Source organism: Kluyvera sp., assembly GCF_965301105.1.
On record NZ_CBDKZX010000026.1, the window covers coordinates 31,520 to 47,893 of the forward strand.

Genomic DNA, 16,374 nt, shown 5'->3' on the forward strand with positions numbered 1-16,374 from the left:
CACCCGCTCCTGTTGTTACATCTCTTCGCCATTGCTATGAATGGCCCGTTTCAGCCAGTCATAGCTTTTCTTCGGCACACGTTTGAGGTCTTTTAAATCGTGGTTTTCACGGTTGACGTAGACCACGCCATAACGCTTACGCATGTCGCCCTGCGAGCTGAGAATATCAATGAGCCCCCAGCCCAGATAACCAATGACCTGCGCGCCATCTTCAAAAATCGCCTCTTTCATGGCGTTAATATGGTCGCGATGATAGGCGATACGGTAATCGTCGGCGATCGGATTTTCTCCATCCCAGTGTTCTATCACCCCAATACCGTTCTCAATCGGGAACACCGGCAGACGCCAGTCATTGTAATAGCGGGTAATGATACTGCGAAAACCGAGCGGGTCTATCTGCCAGTTCCATTCGGTGGCCTTCAGGTGCGGGTTTGGTTTATCGCCGAACAGCATATAGTTGTTCACCGGCGTACCTTCCGGGATAGGATCACTGTCGAGGGTACGGCTGGCGTAGTAGCTGAAGGCCATATAGTCGTTCTTCATCGTCGCCAGCACCGCCAGGTCTTCCTCGCGATAAATATCGTCAAAGCCGGACTGCTTAACGAAGTGCATCACTTCCGGGCTGTAGCCCTCACCCGCAAAGACGCGCAGCAAATTCTGATTGAAGAATTCGTCCAGTTGCTGCGCACAGAACACATCGCGCGGCTTGCAGGTAGCCGGATAGACCTGGGCGTGCGCCAGCATGCCCCCCATCAATTTACCCGGTTTGGTTTCATGCAGATAATTCGTCAGATGCGCGTGCGCCATCATCACGTGATGCTGAATTTCATACAGCTCACGTAGGGTTTTCTCACCGCGCATATAGCCGGAAATCAGGAACGTTTCCGGCATATGGTAGAGGTTCTGCTCGTTAAAGGTCAGCCACCATGTCACCTTGTCGCCGAAGCAGTCGATCACTTTTTTACCGTAGCGGATAAAGGCTTCCATCACGCGGCGGTCGGTAAAGCCGTTGTATTTTTCCGCCAGCGCCAGCGGCATATCAAAGTGGTACAGGCAGATCATAGGCTCAATGCCGCGTGCAATCAGGGCATCGATAAAGCGATCGTAGAAGGCGATGCCCTCTTCGTTAAACTCGCCATCACCGGTTGGGCACACGCGGCTCCAGGCGATCTGGAAACGGTAGCAGTTCATCCCCAGATCTTTCATCAGATCAAAATCTTCTTCGTAGCGATGGTAGGAGTCAGTCGCGACCTTCCAGTCGGAAGCAAACTCTTTTGGCTCGCGGATATCGTATACCGACATCCCTTTGCCGCCTTCATTCCAGGCACCTTCGGTCTGCATGCTGGAGACGGAATTCCCCCACAGGAAGTTGGCGGGCAGTGATGGTTTCATGATTCGACTCCTATATGACTAGTCATTTAAATTTCATGACTAGTCATATACCTCAAAGTCGAAAAAGTGCGCAACCCTGAAGATCGTTTTTTGTGAGATGAGTGAGAGTGTGGGCACAGAGGAGGGGGTGATGTAGGCCGGATAAGGCAGCGCCGCCATCCGGCGATGGTACATGGCGCTGCGCTTATCAGGCCTACACGCGGTTGACGAGCAGGAAGAGCCCATACCCCGCCGCCGCCGCCCACAGCAGCATTGGGATCGAATAGAGATGGAAACGCCACCAGATACGTCGGTCTGCGGCCATACGCAGGGCAATCAGGTTGGCCAACGACCCCGGCAGCAAGCCAAATCCGCCGACGTTCACCGCCCACGCCAGCAGCATCGACGGCGGGACATAGTTAATCAGCAGGATGGTTGACGGCACGTTGCTAATCACCTGCGACAGGCCAATGGCCGTTAACCACAGCGGCACGCCGGACAGCGTACTGACGCCGCCGAGAGCGTGTTGCAACACCGGCAGTTGAGTCAACAAATGCACGTCGATAAACATCGCCATAAAGACCAGCAGCAGCGCCCAATCGACGCTGAGCACCACGCGACGCGCAAGCAGCAGGAAGCCCGCTGCGACAATTGCCAGCCCCCACAACTCTTGCTTCATCTCCAGCGCGGTCAGGAAAATCAGATAAAACGCCAGGCAACTCCACACCAGCAGCGGCTGCCATTCAGGTGTGCGATCGCTGCTTTGAAACACCAACTTTTTCGCCGGGAAGCAGCACCAGCACAGCACCAGCAGGGTGGCCATCATCGCCAGCGCCAGCGGCAACATCTGCAGAGTAAACGCAGGGAAAGACAGCCCCGAACGCCCCCACAGCAGAATGTTTTGCGGGTTACCGATCGGCGTAAGCAGCGAACCGGCGTTAACCGCCAGCGCCTCGAAGATAATCAGTCGATTAATTGGTAGTGCGCACCACTTTTTCAACGTCAGGGTGAGCGGCACGACGATAAACAGCGCCACATCATTGGTCAAAAAGGTCGAAAGCAACGCCGCCGCCAGCACCATAAAGAGGGCCAGCTGACGCTCGGTGACAAAACGGCGCGCCATTTTTCGCCCCAGAACATCAAAATAGCCGCTCTGCTCAACCCCTTTGGTTAGCAGCATTAGCCCGCTTAGGGTAATGATGGTGTGCCAGTCAATCGCCGCAGGCCAACTTGCGGGGGCGAAAGGAACAAAAAAGCTCAGCAGGATGCCGACGAGAATGAGCAAATGCAGAAAACGGTCGTGCGCCAGCGAGCGTATAAAAGGAAGGTTCATTCCACGAATTGCCCGTGCTTCAGGGTAAACTGACGGAACATGTCCAGCGTCTCTTCGCTAACATGGTGCTCAATACCTTCAGCGTCACGACGGGCGGTATCCGCGCTGACGCCAAGTACCAATAGAAAGTTTTCGACCACCTGATGGCGTTCACGGCTCTCCTGAGCCAGCTTTTCCCCTTCCGGCGTCAAAAATACGCCGCGCCAGGGGATCTGTTCGATCAGCCCAACGCCAGCCAGACGCTTCAGCATTTTCGCCACCGTTGGCTGAGAAACGCCCAGACGCGCTGCCATATCGACCTGACGCGCCTCACCCACTTCACGAATTAAATCGGAAATCAGCTCAACGTAGTCGTCAATCAGCTCGCGGCGATGCGCTTCACGCACCTGGCGAAACCCTTCCACGTGCTCTTCAACGTTAACCAGTTGCGTCACTTTTTTTGTGATTGGCGTACCTGCGCGACGGCCCATAAAGCTTCCTCATCTGTGCGACGCCTGAACGCGTCATATCAAGTCCGCTCATTGTAATGGATTGTGACCCAAGCACAAAAATTTAACGTTTTAGCCATAGCTATAAAATATAGCCTGTGCTATATCTGTATGTAATGCGAACGCTCATCACGGATTGACGGGCCAGAAGGCAGGAGGAACCATGAACGAATTCAAGAGGTGTATCAGCGTGTTTAGCCACTCTCCTTTTAAAGTACGCTTGATGTTGATCGGTATGCTGTGCGACCTGTTCAACAACAAATCCAAACAGGACACTCCGTCCCGCTAAGCGGCGTCGCGACGCCGCTTCATCATGCTGTCATCATGTGCTGGCAACCTACCCGTTTGCGCCCAAAAACCGCGTTTATTTTCTGGTTTTGTAAGCGCCCTCCCAAAACAATTCGTTATCAGTAGTTGACCCAATAATAAGCTCGCTTTATCTTCTTGCAGCCCTGTACTTTGCATCCCCCTCTTCACGCATCGTCTGGCCAATAAAGACCCCTTGACGCCAGGGGACGCACATGGCGTTTTGATAGTTGTAATCTATGAATCTAACCCTGAAAGAAACCCTTGCTGCACGTGGGCTGGCCGTTAGCCCGTGGACGGGACTTTATTTTTTACAGTCGATCCTGATAAACCTGGCGCTGGGCTACCCGTTTAGCCTGCTGTACGCGGTGGCATTTACCTGCGTGCTACATCTGCTGTGGCGCACGCTGCCTAAAGTGCAGAAGGTGGTGCTGGGGGTTTATTCGCTCGTGGCCGCGCTCTATTTCCCCTTCAGTCAGGCCTATGGCGCGCCGAATTTCAACACGCTGCTGGCGCTACACTCCACGAATGTGGAAGAGTCGACGGAAATCTTCACTATTTTCCCGTGGTATAGCTACCTCGTGGGCCTGTTTATTTTCGTGCTCGGCGTGATTGCCGTTCGCCGTAAAGCCACAGATAAAAAACGCTGGGGCGTGATAGAGACGCTGTGTCTGCTATTCAGCATCGGCGTGTTCTTCGTTCAGCCGATTCAAAACAAGATTGATGGCTGGGGGTTTAAGCTGAAAGATAGCGGCTACCCGGCCTTCCGCTTCGTGAAAGACATCATCGTTAATAATAACGAGGTGATTGACGAACAGCAGCGCATGGCGCAGCTTTCCGGGCTGAAAGACACCTGGAACGTGGTGGCCGTGAAGCCGAAATACCATACTTACGTGGTGGTGATCGGTGAAAGCGCGCGACGCGACGCGCTGGGCGCATTCGGCGGTCACTGGGATAACACGCCGTTCGCCAGCTCGGTCAATGGCTATCTGTTTACTAATTATATTGCCGCCAGCGGCTCTACGCAGAAATCGCTGGGGCTGACGTTGAACCGTGTCGTGGATGGCAAACCGCTGTATCAGGATAACTTCGTAACTCTCGCCAACCGCGCCGGTTTCCAGACCTGGTGGTTCTCCAACCAGGGGCAGATTGGCGAGTACGACACGGCTATCGCCAGCATCGCCAAACGCGCCGATGAAGCACACTTCCTGAAAAGCGGCGACTTCGAAGCGGATAAAAATACCCGCGATGAAGATCTGCTGAAAATGACCGCTCAGGTACTGTCGACGACGCGTAGCCAGCCTCAGCTGATTGTGCTGCATATTATGGGCTCGCATCCGCAGGCCTGTGACCGCACCCAGGGCAAGTATGCGCAGTTCGTGCAGTCAAAGGAAACGTCATGCTATCTGTATACCATGACCCAAACCGACAGCCTGCTAAACCAGCTTTACGATCAGCTACGACGTAACACCGACAGCTTCTCGCTGGTTTACTTCTCCGATCACGGGCTGGCGTTTAAAGAGCGCGGCAAAGCGGTACAGTATCTGGCGCACGATGATAAATATCAGCAGAATTTCCAGGTACCGTTTATGGTGCTGTCCAGCGATGACAAAGCGCACAAGATTATCAAGGCACGTCGTTCCGCCAACGATTTCCTGAGCTTCTTCTCGCAGTGGACCGGGATCCAAACCAAAGAGATTACGCCGAAGTATCGCTTTATCTCCTCGCAAAAAGCCGGCAAGGTCTACATCACCAACTTCCAGTTACAAAAAGTGGATTACGATACGCTGAAGACCGATCTATTTGATCCCAAAAGCTAATTTCGCCCCTCCTCCGTCGCTATCCGTTTGCCTTTCACGCCGGTAAACGGATAGCGAATCGCCCCGGCGTTGGATGACTATACTTGCTGCTTGCCATAGTTCCGGACACGGTAAATTCACCGTCGCCACTTACCTGGGCAGCAGGAGATATTCGGGAGCATTTCGGAAGGCGCTGGTTAGCGGTATTGCGGCGGGCGGTTGAATCTGGCGGGAAATAGGTTTACAAAGGGCATTAAAAAAGGGGCCATAAAGACCCCTTTTTTGTATCACCGAAGTGATTAGAAGCGGTAACCTGCACCTACGATCCAGGTACCTACGTCAACGCTACGAATACGAGACTGTTCGTAAGATACGTCCAGTGCTACGTTTTCGATCGGGTTGAACTGCAGACCGGCACCGTAGGAGAAACCGTAGTCGCTGGTGCTGTCATTGTTCGGGAACTGGTTGCCCTGTGCTTTACCGTAACCAACACCGACTACACCGTAGATGCTTGCCCAGTCGTTGATGCGGTAAGCAGGACCCGCAGTGATGCCGTAGTACTGACCTTTGGTGTAGACATCGTTCTGAGTGTCGCTCTTAGACGTGTAGGTGAATGAGCTGATCACACCCAGCGGGCTGTTGTCTGCTTCGTAGCGATATTTCAGGTTGAAGCCGCCAGCTTTGTTAGCGACGCCCTGCATATCACTCTGTGCGTAACCACCGGTAACAGTGGAGGTTGCAGCTACGGCAGTACCTGCGGAAATAGCCAGAACAGCGGCCAGTGCTGAAAGACATGCAATTTTTTTCATAACCACCTCAAATGTGCTTCTAATAAGTCCGTAAGTTTTAAATATATCAAAATTTGTTAAGAAACTCTTTGGAACTGATGATGTCTAAGGTCATCTTTGATGTAACAAAACTTTTCCACCAAGACCTATGCCATTCATATTAAACGATTTTCTACGTTAAATCTTATGTTCATTACGGTAAAATTAACGTTTAATTTTCCAGATAATTCCTAATTTGACAGACGAAATTTTCATCGACTCAGCAAATTCTACTCGTTCCGGGACGATTTTTTTTCAACAATTCCTCAACCGTGGGCGACTATTTCCATTACACTGCCGCTTTTACCTCTTTTGACAAATATTGACAGGAAAAAGATGTCCACCACGCCCCGCAAGCTACCCTCATGGTTACCCATCCTCGTCCTCTTGATCTCTATGATCTCCATCCAGAGTGGCGCATCGTTGGCTAAGTCGTTGTTCCCATTGATTGGCGCGCCAGGCGTTACTGCGCTGCGCCTGGCGCTCGGCACGCTGATTCTGGTGGTGGTGTTTAAGCCCTGGCGACTGCGTTTTTCTAAAGAGCAGCGTCTACCGTTGCTGTTCTATGGTCTGTCACTGGGCGCGATGAACTATCTCTTTTACCTGTCACTACAGCGTATTCCGTTGGGTATTGCAGTGGCACTGGAGTTCACCGGGCCGCTGGCGGTGGCGCTGTTCTCTTCACGCCGCCCGGTAGACTTTATCTGGGTGGTTCTGGCGGTGATGGGTCTGTGGTTCCTGCTGCCACTGGGGCAGGATGTTGCGCATGTCGATCTCACCGGCGCGCTGCTGGCGCTCGGTGCTGGCGCGGGTTGGGCGGTCTATATACTGAGCGGCCGTCGTGCCGGTGAAGACCATGGCCCGGCTACGGTGGCGATGGGGTCCTTGATTGCCGCGGTCGTTTTTGTGCCACTGGGCGCCATGCAGGCCGCCGATACCCTGTTGCACTGGTCGCTGTTGCCGCTGGGCTTAGCCATTGCCGTGCTCTCTACCGCACTGCCCTACTCGTTGGAGATGATTGCTCTGACGCGTTTACCTACACGTACCTTTGGAACATTAATGAGTATGGAGCCTGCTCTGGCAGCCATGTCCGGCATGGTTTTCCTCGGTGAGACGCTGACCTTTAGCCAGTCTATGGCGCTGGGGGCCATTATTATGGCGTCAATGGGTTCAACGCTCACAATGCGTCAGGAAAGTAAAATAAAACAAGTCGACGTTGGTTGATTTTTCTTATTTATGCATAGTGCACGCCACTATGCATAATATCGAAAACAAACTGCATAAATTCTTATTTTACATCAATAAAAATAATTTAATAAAAATACCCACCATCCCAAAACACCAGTAACCACCTGTTTTAATTGAATTTAAAAAACAAAATTACGCTCTCTATCAAACCTATAGGTAGAATCAGAAAATACCGTCCCGCTCACGGTGCTATACTTGTTTTCGTTAATTCATGAGGACGCAGATACACATGCTTTTATAAGTGTATCGGATCAAGAGGATATATGATTATGAGTACTGCAAAACTGGTTAAAACGAAAAACGCCCAACTTCTCTATACGCGTAACGACGTTCCGGAAAGCGAAAAACAGGCCACCGTTGCGTTACTCAACCGTCAGGTTCTTCAGTTTATCGATCTGTCGCTGATTACAAAGCAGGCGCACTGGAACATGCGCGGTGCGAACTTTATCGCGGTGCATGAAATGCTTGATGGCTTCCGCACGGCGCTCACCGACCATCTGGATACCATGGCTGAGCGCGCCGTTCAGCTCGGCGGGATTGCGCTAGGGACCACTCAGGTCATCAACGCCCAGACGCCGCTGAAAAGCTATCCGCTGGATATCACTAGCGTGCAGGATCACCTGAAAGCGCTGGCTGAGCGTTATGCGATTGTTGCTAACGACGTACGTAAAGCGATCGGTGAAGCCAAAGATGAAGATACCGCCGATATCTTCACCGCCGCTTCCCGTGACCTGGATAAATTCCTGTGGTTCATCGAGGCAAACATCGAATAACACATAGGAAAATCTTATCTCCCTCCGGTCCCTCCACCGGAGGGATTTGCACCAGAAAAGTGCACCCAATCGGACAGAAACCCCGCCAAAGTAAATCATTTGTAATAATCACCTCACACAATCGTTAATAAAAGATTGTTTTCTCCTCTGCGTTTGCGCTAAAAAACGCCATACTTAACAACACGATTTTCGCGCACCACTTTGGTGCCCTTATTTGGTGCAAAGCGGTCGTTATTTTTCCGCTTTTGTGCAATGAAAAACGCATTATTTGTTAAGAAACAACCGATTGTAAAGTTGGCACGTTTTTTTCATAAGCCGTTTGTTATCGCAGGGGATCGCCCCGTGGATATAAAAGGAAATGCTATGAAGTCAATGTTTAAAGTTTCACTGGCTGCACTCACCCTGGCGTTTGCGGTCTCTTCTCAGGCTGCCGAGAAACAGCTGGTTGTGGCAACGGATACCGCGTTCGTCCCGTTCGAGTTCAAGCAGGGTAATCAGTATGTCGGCTTTGACATCGACCTGTGGGCAGCAATTGCGAAAGAGCTGAAGCTGGATTACACCCTGAAGCCGATGGACTTCAGCGGCATTATCCCGGCACTGCAGACCAAAAACGTCGATCTGGCGCTGGCTGGCATTACCATTACCGACGAGCGTAAAAAAGCGGTCGACTTCTCCGACGGCTACTATAAAAGCGGCCTGCTGGTGATGGTGAAAACCAACAACAATGACATCAAGAGCGTGAAAGATCTGGATGGCAAAGTGGTGGCGGTGAAGAGCGGAACAGGCTCCGTTGATTATGCAAAAGCGAATATCAAAACCAAAGACCTGCGCCAGTTCCCGAACATCGATAATGCGTACATGGAATTGGGCACCAACCGCGCCGACGCGGTGCTGCACGATACCCCGAATATTCTCTACTTTATCAAGACTGCCGGTAACGGTCAGTTCAAAGCGGTAGGCGAATCGCTGGAAGCTCAGCAGTACGGTATTGCGTTCTCGAAAGGCAACGACGAGCTGCGTGAAAAAGTGAATGGCGCGCTGAAAACGCTGCGTGAAAACGGCACTTATAACGAAATTTACAAAAAATGGTTCGGTACCGAACCTAAATAATTATTCCAAAATCTGATGCAAACTCAGGGGCGGCCTTTCGCCCCTGCTATTTTTGAACCACGGTAACAGGATTATCATCATGCAGTTTGACTGGAGCGTCATCTGGCCTGCCATTCCTATTCTTCTGGACGGCGCCAAAATGACTCTGTGGATTTCGATCCTCGGCCTCGCGGGCGGCATCATTATCGGTCTGGTGGCTGGCTTAGCCCGTACTTACGGTGGCTGGATTGCAAACCATATCGCCCTCGTATTTATTGAAGTGATCCGCGGTACGCCTATCGTTGTACAGGTCATGTACATCTACTTCGCGCTGCCAATGGCTTTCCCGGACATTCGTATCGATACCTTCACTGCGGCAGTTGTCACCATCATGATCAACTCCGGTGCTTATATTGCAGAAATCACTCGTGGCTCAGTGTTGTCCATCCACAAAGGCTTTAGCGAAGCGGGTCTGGCACTCGGCCTGTCGCGCCGCGAAACCATTCGCCATGTGATTATGCCGCTGGCCGTTCGCCGTATGCTGCCTGCGCTGGGTAACCAGTTGATCATCAGTATCAAAGACACCTCTCTGTTTATTGTTATCGGTGCCGCTGAGCTGACCCGCAGCGGTCAGGAAATTATCGCCGGAAACTTCCGCGCGCTGGAAATCTGGACCGCCGTTGGCGTTATCTACCTGATCATCACCCAGGTACTGAATATCGTGCTCCGCATTCTTGAAAGAAGGATGAAAATCCTGTGATTGAATTTAAAAACGTCTCCAAGCACTTTGGTCAAACCCAGGTGCTGCACAATATCGACCTGAAGGTCAAACAGGGCGAAGTGGTCGTGATAATCGGGCCTTCCGGCTCGGGTAAATCGACGCTGCTGCGCTGCATTAATAAACTCGAAGAGATAACCAGCGGCGACCTGATTGTCGATGGTCTCAAGGTAAACGACCCGAATGTTGACGAGCGCCTGATCCGTCAGGAAGCCGGTATGGTGTTCCAGCAGTTCTATCTGTTCCCACACCTGACGGCGCTGGAAAACGTGATGTTCGGGCCGATCCGCGTCCGCGGTCTGAAAAAAGAGGCGGCGGAAAAGCTGGCCAAAGATCTGCTGGCCAAAGTGGGCCTGGCGGAACGCGCGCACCACTACCCTTCCGAGCTTTCCGGCGGACAGCAGCAGCGCGTGGCGATTGCCCGAGCGCTGGCGGTAAAGCCGAAAATGATGCTGTTCGATGAACCAACCTCGGCGCTGGACCCGGAATTGCGCCACGAAGTGCTGAAAGTGATGCAGGATCTGGCGGAAGAAGGGATGACGATGGTGATTGTCACCCACGAAATCGGCTTTGCTGAGAAAGTCGCGTCTCGCCTGATCTTTATTGATAAAGGCCGGATTGCCGAAGATGGCAATCCGCAGGAGCTGGTGAAGAACCCACCAAGCCAGCGTCTGCAAGAGTTCCTGCAGCACGTCTCCTGATAAGTACGCCGTTTATCCCTCGGGGTAAACGGCGTTTTCTCTTAGCGTTTGCGCGCCAGGAAACGACGACGCTGCTCATCATCCATAAACGACCAGGCGATAAAGCGGCTCTGCTTCTGCCCCTGAGCCATCTCTTTTTTCACCACTTTAACGGCCCCCACCTCGGTTAACGCGCGATACAGCGGCGGCAGATTTTCCCCTTTTGACACCAGCGACGTAAACCACATTACCTGACGGGCAAAGCCTTTGCTCTCGGCGATCATCTGTTTAATAAAGGCCACTTCCCCGCCTTCACACCACAGTTCCTGCTGCTGGCCGCCAAAGTTCAGCGCATCATCGCGATCCTGTCCCAGATTACGGCGTTTGCGCTCACTGCCAGCGCGAGCCGCGGCGGCAGAATCATGGAACGGCGGGTTGCACAGCGTGGCATCGTATTGTTCGTTTTTATGGATCACGCCGTTGAACATCGCTGACGTGTCTTTCTGGCGGCGCAGACGGATCATCCGGTTCAGCGAGGGGTTAGCGCTGAGAATGGCCTGCGCGCTGGCAAACGCCTGCGGGTGCGTTTCGCTGCCGGTAAAGCGCCAGCCATATTCATGCGCGCCAATCAGCGGATAAATACAGTTTGCGCCAACGCCGATATCCAGAATATTTGCCCCCTTCACCACGTTGCCGTTTTCATCGCTTAACAGGTCGCTCAGATGATGGATATAGTCCGCACGGCCTGGAACGGGTGGGCAGAGGAAACCTTCCGGAATGTCCCACTCTTTTACCGCATAAAAATGCGCCAGCAAGGCTTTGTTCAGGGTCTTCACCGCCAGCGGATCGGCAAAATTAATGGTTTGCTCGCCAACCGGGTTGAGGGTAATAAAATCGCTCAGCGCGGGGCAGGCCTGACGCAGCGCGTCCAGGTCGTAGCGGCTGTGATGACGGTTACGCGGGTGCAACCCCGGTTTTTGGGTACTCATGACTTTCTCCTGTCGTAATGCGGCGTAAGATACCCGTTGACGACGATGCGGTAAATAAGGGAGTCTGAATAACTGCTTATTGATAACAGGTGCGCTATGTATTTTTATCAACCTTCCCAGGGCCATGGGCTACCACACGACCCGCTTAACGCCATCGTAGGGCCGCGACCGATTGGCTGGATTTCATCTGTCGATGCCGAAGGGCGACATAACCTGGCCCCCTACAGCTTCTTTAACTGCTTTAACTATCACCCGCCGATCATCGGTTTTGCCAGCAGCGGCTGGAAAGATAGCGTGCAGAATATCGTCGAGACCAAAGAATTTGTCTGGAACCTGACGACCCGCAGCCTGGCGGTGGCTATGAATGAAACCTCTGCCACCCTGCCCCACGGTGATGATGAGTTTACCCGCGCCGGGCTCACCGCTGCTCCAGCCCAGATCGTCAACGCGCCACGCGTCGCGGAAAGCCCGGTGAACTTTGAGTGTCGGCTGTCGCAATGTATTCAACTCACCGGTGCCGACGGCACCCCGGTGGATACCTGGCTGGTGCTTGGCGAGGTGGTTGGCATTCATATTGATGAGTCGCTGCTGGAAAACGGCATCTACCAGACCGCGCGAGCCCAGCCGGTGCTGCGCGCAGGCGGGCCTTCTGCCTACTACACCATTGACGAGAGTCATCGTTTTGATTTAATTCGCCCGGACGCCCGCCGCTCCTGATGAAAAACAGCCACCCCGGTGGCAGTTTTTTTCCATCAACGACCTACAATTAAGGTATTCCCTGTTGCCATCAGGAGGGGATACCATGAACACCTTTCATCGCTTTTCTCTCGCTCTGCTACTCGCTACAACAACCGCCTGCGCCCAGCCCACACCGCCTCCTGGCGTGCCGTTTCGCCCGGTCGGTACCGTGACGGTCAGCGGCGCCAGCAACCTTGACGATCTTCAGCAGCAGCTTGCCAGCAAAGCGCACAAAGCCGGCGCGATAGCCTTTGTGGTCGACGTTGCCGGTGGGAAAAACAAGCTTTTTGGTTCGGCAACGCTGTATGAGTGAGCGGTAATCTCCCTCAGAAACGTAATCTTTATGTATAAAAAATGAAGAAACTGTAAACCAGTGTATTTATTTTTAAGCCAATGAGTGATAAAAAATACGCCGATTTGATAATGATTATCACAATCATTATCAACATCATTTAATAAAAAAGAAATCACCTGCAGTGGCAAAAGGGACGAAACACGCCCGATTGTCATTTTTAAATGGCTTTTAAAAATTATAAGACGCTCATTGATATGGAAAAAAATCGCACCATCCCGTTCAGCAGCTTTAGTTCTCTCACCTTCTTTACCGGTCTTTGTCTCGGCCTGACACCTGCCGCCCAGGCCGATGAGGGCAAAGAAAAAAGCACCGGCGATACGCTGGTTGTGGAAGCGCAGGCTCCTTCACTGTATGCCCCAACCCAGTCGGCCGACCCCAAATTTAGTCGCCCGATTGCCGATACCACGCGTACCGTGACCGTCATTTCCGAGCAGGTCCTCAAAGATCAGGGGGCCACCAACCTGACCGACGCACTGAAAAACGTGCCGGGCGTTGGCGCCTTCTTTGCCGGGGAAAACGGGAGCTCATCGACGGGCGACACCATCTATATGCGTGGTGCCGATACCTCGAATAGCATCTATATCGATGGCATCCGCGATATTGGCAGCGTAACCCGCGATACGTTCAATACCGAGCAGGTCGAGGTGATCAAGGGGCCGTCGGGATCCGACTATGGTCGCAGCGCGCCAACGGGATCGATCAACATGATCAGCAAGCAGCCGCGCCTGGATTCAGGCATTGATGCCTCCGCCAGCGTGGGTAGCGCATGGTATCGACGCGGTACGCTGGATCTCAACGAAGCGATCGGTGAAACCAGCGCGGTGCGTTTAAACCTGATGGGTGAAAAAACACATGATGCCGGGCGTGATAACGTGAAAAACGAGCGCTACGGCATTGCCCCCTCCATCGCGTTTGGCCTGGGTACCGAGAATCGTCTGTACCTCAACTATCTGCACGTCACCCAGAATAATACTCCGGATGGCGGCGTACCTACCGTGGGGCTGCCGGGCTACTCCGCGCCCAACGCAGCAACTTCGGCGTTGAACAGCTCCGGAAAAGTCGATACCCACAATTTCTACGGCACCCACTCCGACTACGACGACTCCACCACCGATACAGTGACGATGCGCTTCGAGCATGATTTTAACGACACCACCACTGTCCGCAACACCACCCGCTGGTCGCAGATCAAGCAAGATTACATGATGACGGCGATAATGGGCGGCGCGAGCAATATTGGCCGACCGGACCCGAGTAACGTTAATACCTGGACCTGGACGCGCAACATCAATACCAAAGATGTCAGCAACAAGATCCTCACTAACCAGACCAACCTGACCTCGAAGTTCTACACCGGCGCCGTTGGCCACGATATCAGCACCGGCGTGGAATTTACCCACGAGCAGCAAACCAACTACGGCGTGTATCCGTTTACCGCGCCGCCGGTAAACCTGTATCACCCGGATAGCAGCGTTTCGTTAGGCAGCCTGCAACGCAGCGGAGCGAATGCAAACGGCCAGACCGATACCTTTGGGATTTACGCCTTCGATACGCTACAGATTACCCGCGATTTCGAACTCAACGGCGGTATTCGCCTAGATAGCTATCATACTGAGTACGACAGCGCATCGCTGTGCGGCGGCACCGGGCGCGGCGCCATCGCCTGCCCGGCAGGCGTCGTCAAAAATACCCCGGTCACCACCGTGGATGCCGCCAAGTCGGGCAACCTGGTGAACTGGAAGGCCGGCGCGCTATACCACTTGACGCAGAACGGCAACGTTTACGTCAACTATGCCATCTCCCAGCAGCCTCCTGGCGGCAGCAACTTTGCGCTGGCGGCGGGCGGCTCCGGCAGCAGCGCCAACCGTACCGACTTCAAACCGCAGAAGGCGAAAACCAGCGAAGCGGGGACCAAATGGGAAGTGCTGGATAAGCGTCTGCTGCTGTCCGCCGCCGTTTTCCGCACCGACATTGAAAACGATGTCGAAGCGAACGATGACGGCACTTACTCCCAGTACGGTACCAAACGTGTAGAGGGCTACGAGCTGTCTATTGCGGGCAACATTACCCCGGAATGGCAGGTCATTGGCGGCTTTACCCAACAGCGCGCGACGGTGCGTAACGGTGCCGACGTAGCGCAGGATCAAAGCGATTCTCTGCCCTACACGCCGGAACATGCCTTTACATTGTGGAGCCAATACCAAGCGACCGACGCCCTGTCCATTGGCGCGGGCGCACGCTATATCGGCAGTATGCATCGCGGCAAAGATGGCGCGGTGGGTACACCAGACTCCACCGACAGCTACTGGGTCGCCGACGCCAAACTGGGCTACCGCGTCAATCGCAATCTGGACCTGCAACTGAACGTTTATAACCTGTTCGATACCGATTATGTTGCCTCTATTAACAAGAGCGGCTATCGCTATCATCCGGGTGAACCGCGCACCTTCGTGTTAACGGCAAACGTTCACTTCTAAGTGATTGTGTGGGGCGAAAGCCCCACTTTTTTCAGGAGACACTGCCATGATGTATCGAATTCCCGGCGTGCTGAGCGCGGACGAGGTACGCGATCTGGTTGCGGAACTCAACCAGGCGCAATGGGTCGACGGCCGAGCCACCGTCGGGGCGCAAGGTGCCCAGGTGAAGAACAATCAACAGGTTGATACACGCAGCGAACGCTACATGGCGCTACAGGCCCGCGTGCTGGAAGCGGTGAATCGTCACTCGCTGTTTTTTGCCGCCGCGCTGCCAAAAACCCTTTCCAGCCCGCTTTTCAACCGTTATCAGCAGCAGGAGACCTATGGCTTTCATGTGGATGGCGCTGTACGCCAGCATCCCCATAGCGGCTGGATGCGTACCGACCTGTCGGCCACCTTATTTCTGTCTGACCCGGAAAGTTACGACGGCGGCGAACTGACCATTAACGACACCTACGGACAGCACACGGTCAAACTCCCGGCGGGCGACCTGGTGCTCTACCCTTCCAGTAGCCTGCATTGCGTCACGCCGGTGACGCACGGTGTTCGGGTGGCGTCATTTATGTGGATTCAGTCGATGGTCCGCGATGATAAACGCCGCGCGATGCTGTTTGAACTCGACCGGAATATCCAGTCGCTCAACAGTCGGCACGGTGAGTCGGAGGAGGCGCTTTCGCTGCTCAATCTCTACCACAACCTGCTGCGCGAATGGTCTGAGATCTGAAACTCGCCAATATTTCTCAAAATATATGAAGAAGATGGGCGCTTAAAAACTGACGAAACGGCAGCGCCAGCCGCTTCGCCAGCGCCCCACAAAAAGACAATATAAAAACTTACAGCGAAAACAATAATCAGGATATAATCTTAATCAACCGCTAAATACACAGGTTTTATTACAAATCCATACCGCAACATACAGAGCAATCGATTATCTTTACGAGTACGCTTTTTGGCAAAAAAAGTAGCAAATCGTGCCTTCGTTGCTCTGTCTTTCGGTTGATTCACGCCAAACGCATTCATACCGTGAATATTTTATTAATAATCAATAAATTAATAATCATTCAATATTTTTGATTATGGTCATCTATTCTCTTCGATTTATTACACCAAATAAAAACGTGAT

General features: G+C 53.0%; 16 protein-coding genes. 11 read left to right on the top strand and 5 right to left on the bottom strand.

What is annotated here, in order from left to right; translation table 11 throughout:
- Positions 1-15 precede the first annotated feature (15 nt).
- The 3 genes from ACW14G_RS11450 to mntR all read right to left on the bottom strand — a co-directional run bounded on the left by ACW14G_RS11450 (position 16) and on the right by mntR (position 3,174).
- On the bottom strand, positions 16-1,392 hold the full coding sequence (locus tag ACW14G_RS11450) for a glycoside hydrolase family 1 protein (RefSeq protein WP_167576345.1): 1,377 nt from the start codon (positions 1,390-1,392) through the stop codon (positions 16-18).
- A gap of 193 nt (positions 1,393-1,585) precedes the next feature.
- Positions 1,586-2,704, bottom strand: coding sequence for an anion transporter (locus ACW14G_RS11455; protein ID WP_249022126.1), 1,119 nt, complete (start codon positions 2,702-2,704; stop codon positions 1,586-1,588).
- Positions 2,701-3,174, bottom strand: a complete 474-nt coding sequence (gene mntR, locus ACW14G_RS11460) for a manganese-binding transcriptional regulator MntR (protein WP_065355588.1) — start codon at positions 3,172-3,174, stop codon at positions 2,701-2,703. Before mntR ends, ACW14G_RS11455 begins: the two co-directional genes overlap by 4 nt.
- A 181-nt stretch (positions 3,175-3,355) precedes the next feature.
- Here mntR and mntS point away from each other — a divergent pair, with 181 nt between their 5' ends.
- Together mntS and ACW14G_RS11470 are read left to right on the top strand one after the other, a co-directional pair.
- Positions 3,356-3,481 (top strand): manganase accumulation protein MntS, encoded by a 126-nt coding sequence (gene mntS, locus ACW14G_RS11465; RefSeq protein ID WP_065355587.1) that lies wholly within the window; start codon positions 3,356-3,358, stop codon positions 3,479-3,481.
- Between the two features lie 256 nt (positions 3,482-3,737).
- Entirely contained in the window at positions 3,738-5,318 is a 1,581-nt protein-coding gene (locus ACW14G_RS11470; RefSeq protein WP_065355586.1) for a phosphoethanolamine transferase, read from the top strand.
- 278 nt (positions 5,319-5,596) lie between these two features.
- Here the strand turns inward: ACW14G_RS11470 and ompX are convergent, their stop codons facing one another.
- Positions 5,597-6,106: an outer membrane protein OmpX gene (gene ompX / locus ACW14G_RS11475; RefSeq protein WP_223802204.1), complete on the bottom strand. Its 510-nt coding sequence runs from the start codon at positions 6,104-6,106 to the stop codon at positions 5,597-5,599.
- Between the two features lie 354 nt (positions 6,107-6,460).
- Here ompX and rhtA point away from each other — a divergent pair, with 354 nt between their 5' ends.
- From rhtA to glnQ, 5 genes are all read left to right on the top strand, one after another.
- Complete coding sequence (rhtA, locus tag ACW14G_RS11480) at positions 6,461-7,348, top strand: threonine/homoserine exporter RhtA (RefSeq protein WP_065355585.1); 888 nt, start codon at positions 6,461-6,463, stop codon at positions 7,346-7,348.
- 293 nt (positions 7,349-7,641) lie between these two features.
- Positions 7,642-8,145, top strand: a complete 504-nt coding sequence (gene dps / locus ACW14G_RS11485; RefSeq protein ID WP_163447058.1) for a DNA starvation/stationary phase protection protein Dps — start codon at positions 7,642-7,644, stop codon at positions 8,143-8,145.
- A gap of 363 nt (positions 8,146-8,508) precedes the next feature.
- A complete protein-coding gene (glnH, locus tag ACW14G_RS11490; RefSeq protein WP_065355584.1) occupies positions 8,509-9,255 on the top strand; it encodes a glutamine ABC transporter substrate-binding protein GlnH in 747 nt (248 codons plus the stop codon).
- Between the two features lie 79 nt (positions 9,256-9,334).
- On the top strand, positions 9,335-9,994 hold the full coding sequence (glnP, locus tag ACW14G_RS11495; RefSeq protein WP_065355583.1) for a glutamine ABC transporter permease GlnP: 660 nt from the start codon (positions 9,335-9,337) through the stop codon (positions 9,992-9,994).
- The gene (gene glnQ / locus ACW14G_RS11500; RefSeq protein ID WP_065355582.1) at positions 9,991-10,713 is read left to right on the top strand and encodes a glutamine ABC transporter ATP-binding protein GlnQ; all 723 of its coding nucleotides are present in this window, start codon (positions 9,991-9,993) and stop codon (positions 10,711-10,713) included. The genes glnP and glnQ overlap by 4 nt, the downstream gene beginning before the upstream one ends.
- 41 nt (positions 10,714-10,754) lie before the next feature.
- On the opposite strand, the gene rlmF is transcribed toward glnQ, so the two are convergent.
- Entirely contained in the window at positions 10,755-11,681 is a 927-nt protein-coding gene (gene rlmF / locus ACW14G_RS11505; protein ID WP_223802202.1) for a 23S rRNA (adenine(1618)-N(6))-methyltransferase RlmF, read from the bottom strand.
- Between the two features lie 96 nt (positions 11,682-11,777).
- On the opposite strand from rlmF, the gene ACW14G_RS11510 reads away from it, so the two are divergent.
- The 4 genes from ACW14G_RS11510 to ybiX all read left to right on the top strand — a co-directional run bounded on the left by ACW14G_RS11510 (position 11,778) and on the right by ybiX (position 15,975).
- A complete protein-coding gene (locus ACW14G_RS11510) occupies positions 11,778-12,398 on the top strand; it encodes a flavin reductase family protein (protein WP_163447062.1) in 621 nt (206 codons plus the stop codon).
- Between the two features lie 85 nt (positions 12,399-12,483).
- Entirely contained in the window at positions 12,484-12,732 is a 249-nt protein-coding gene (locus ACW14G_RS11515; protein ID WP_163447064.1) for a YdgH/BhsA/McbA family protein, read from the top strand.
- Between the two features lie 236 nt (positions 12,733-12,968).
- The gene (locus ACW14G_RS11520) at positions 12,969-15,251 is read left to right on the top strand and encodes a catecholate siderophore receptor Fiu (RefSeq protein ID WP_249022128.1); all 2,283 of its coding nucleotides are present in this window, start codon (positions 12,969-12,971) and stop codon (positions 15,249-15,251) included.
- A gap of 46 nt (positions 15,252-15,297) precedes the next feature.
- Positions 15,298-15,975: a PKHD-type hydroxylase YbiX gene (ybiX, locus tag ACW14G_RS11525; RefSeq protein ID WP_223802199.1), complete on the top strand. Its 678-nt coding sequence runs from the start codon at positions 15,298-15,300 to the stop codon at positions 15,973-15,975.
- The last annotated feature ends 399 nt before the right edge of the window (positions 15,976-16,374 follow it).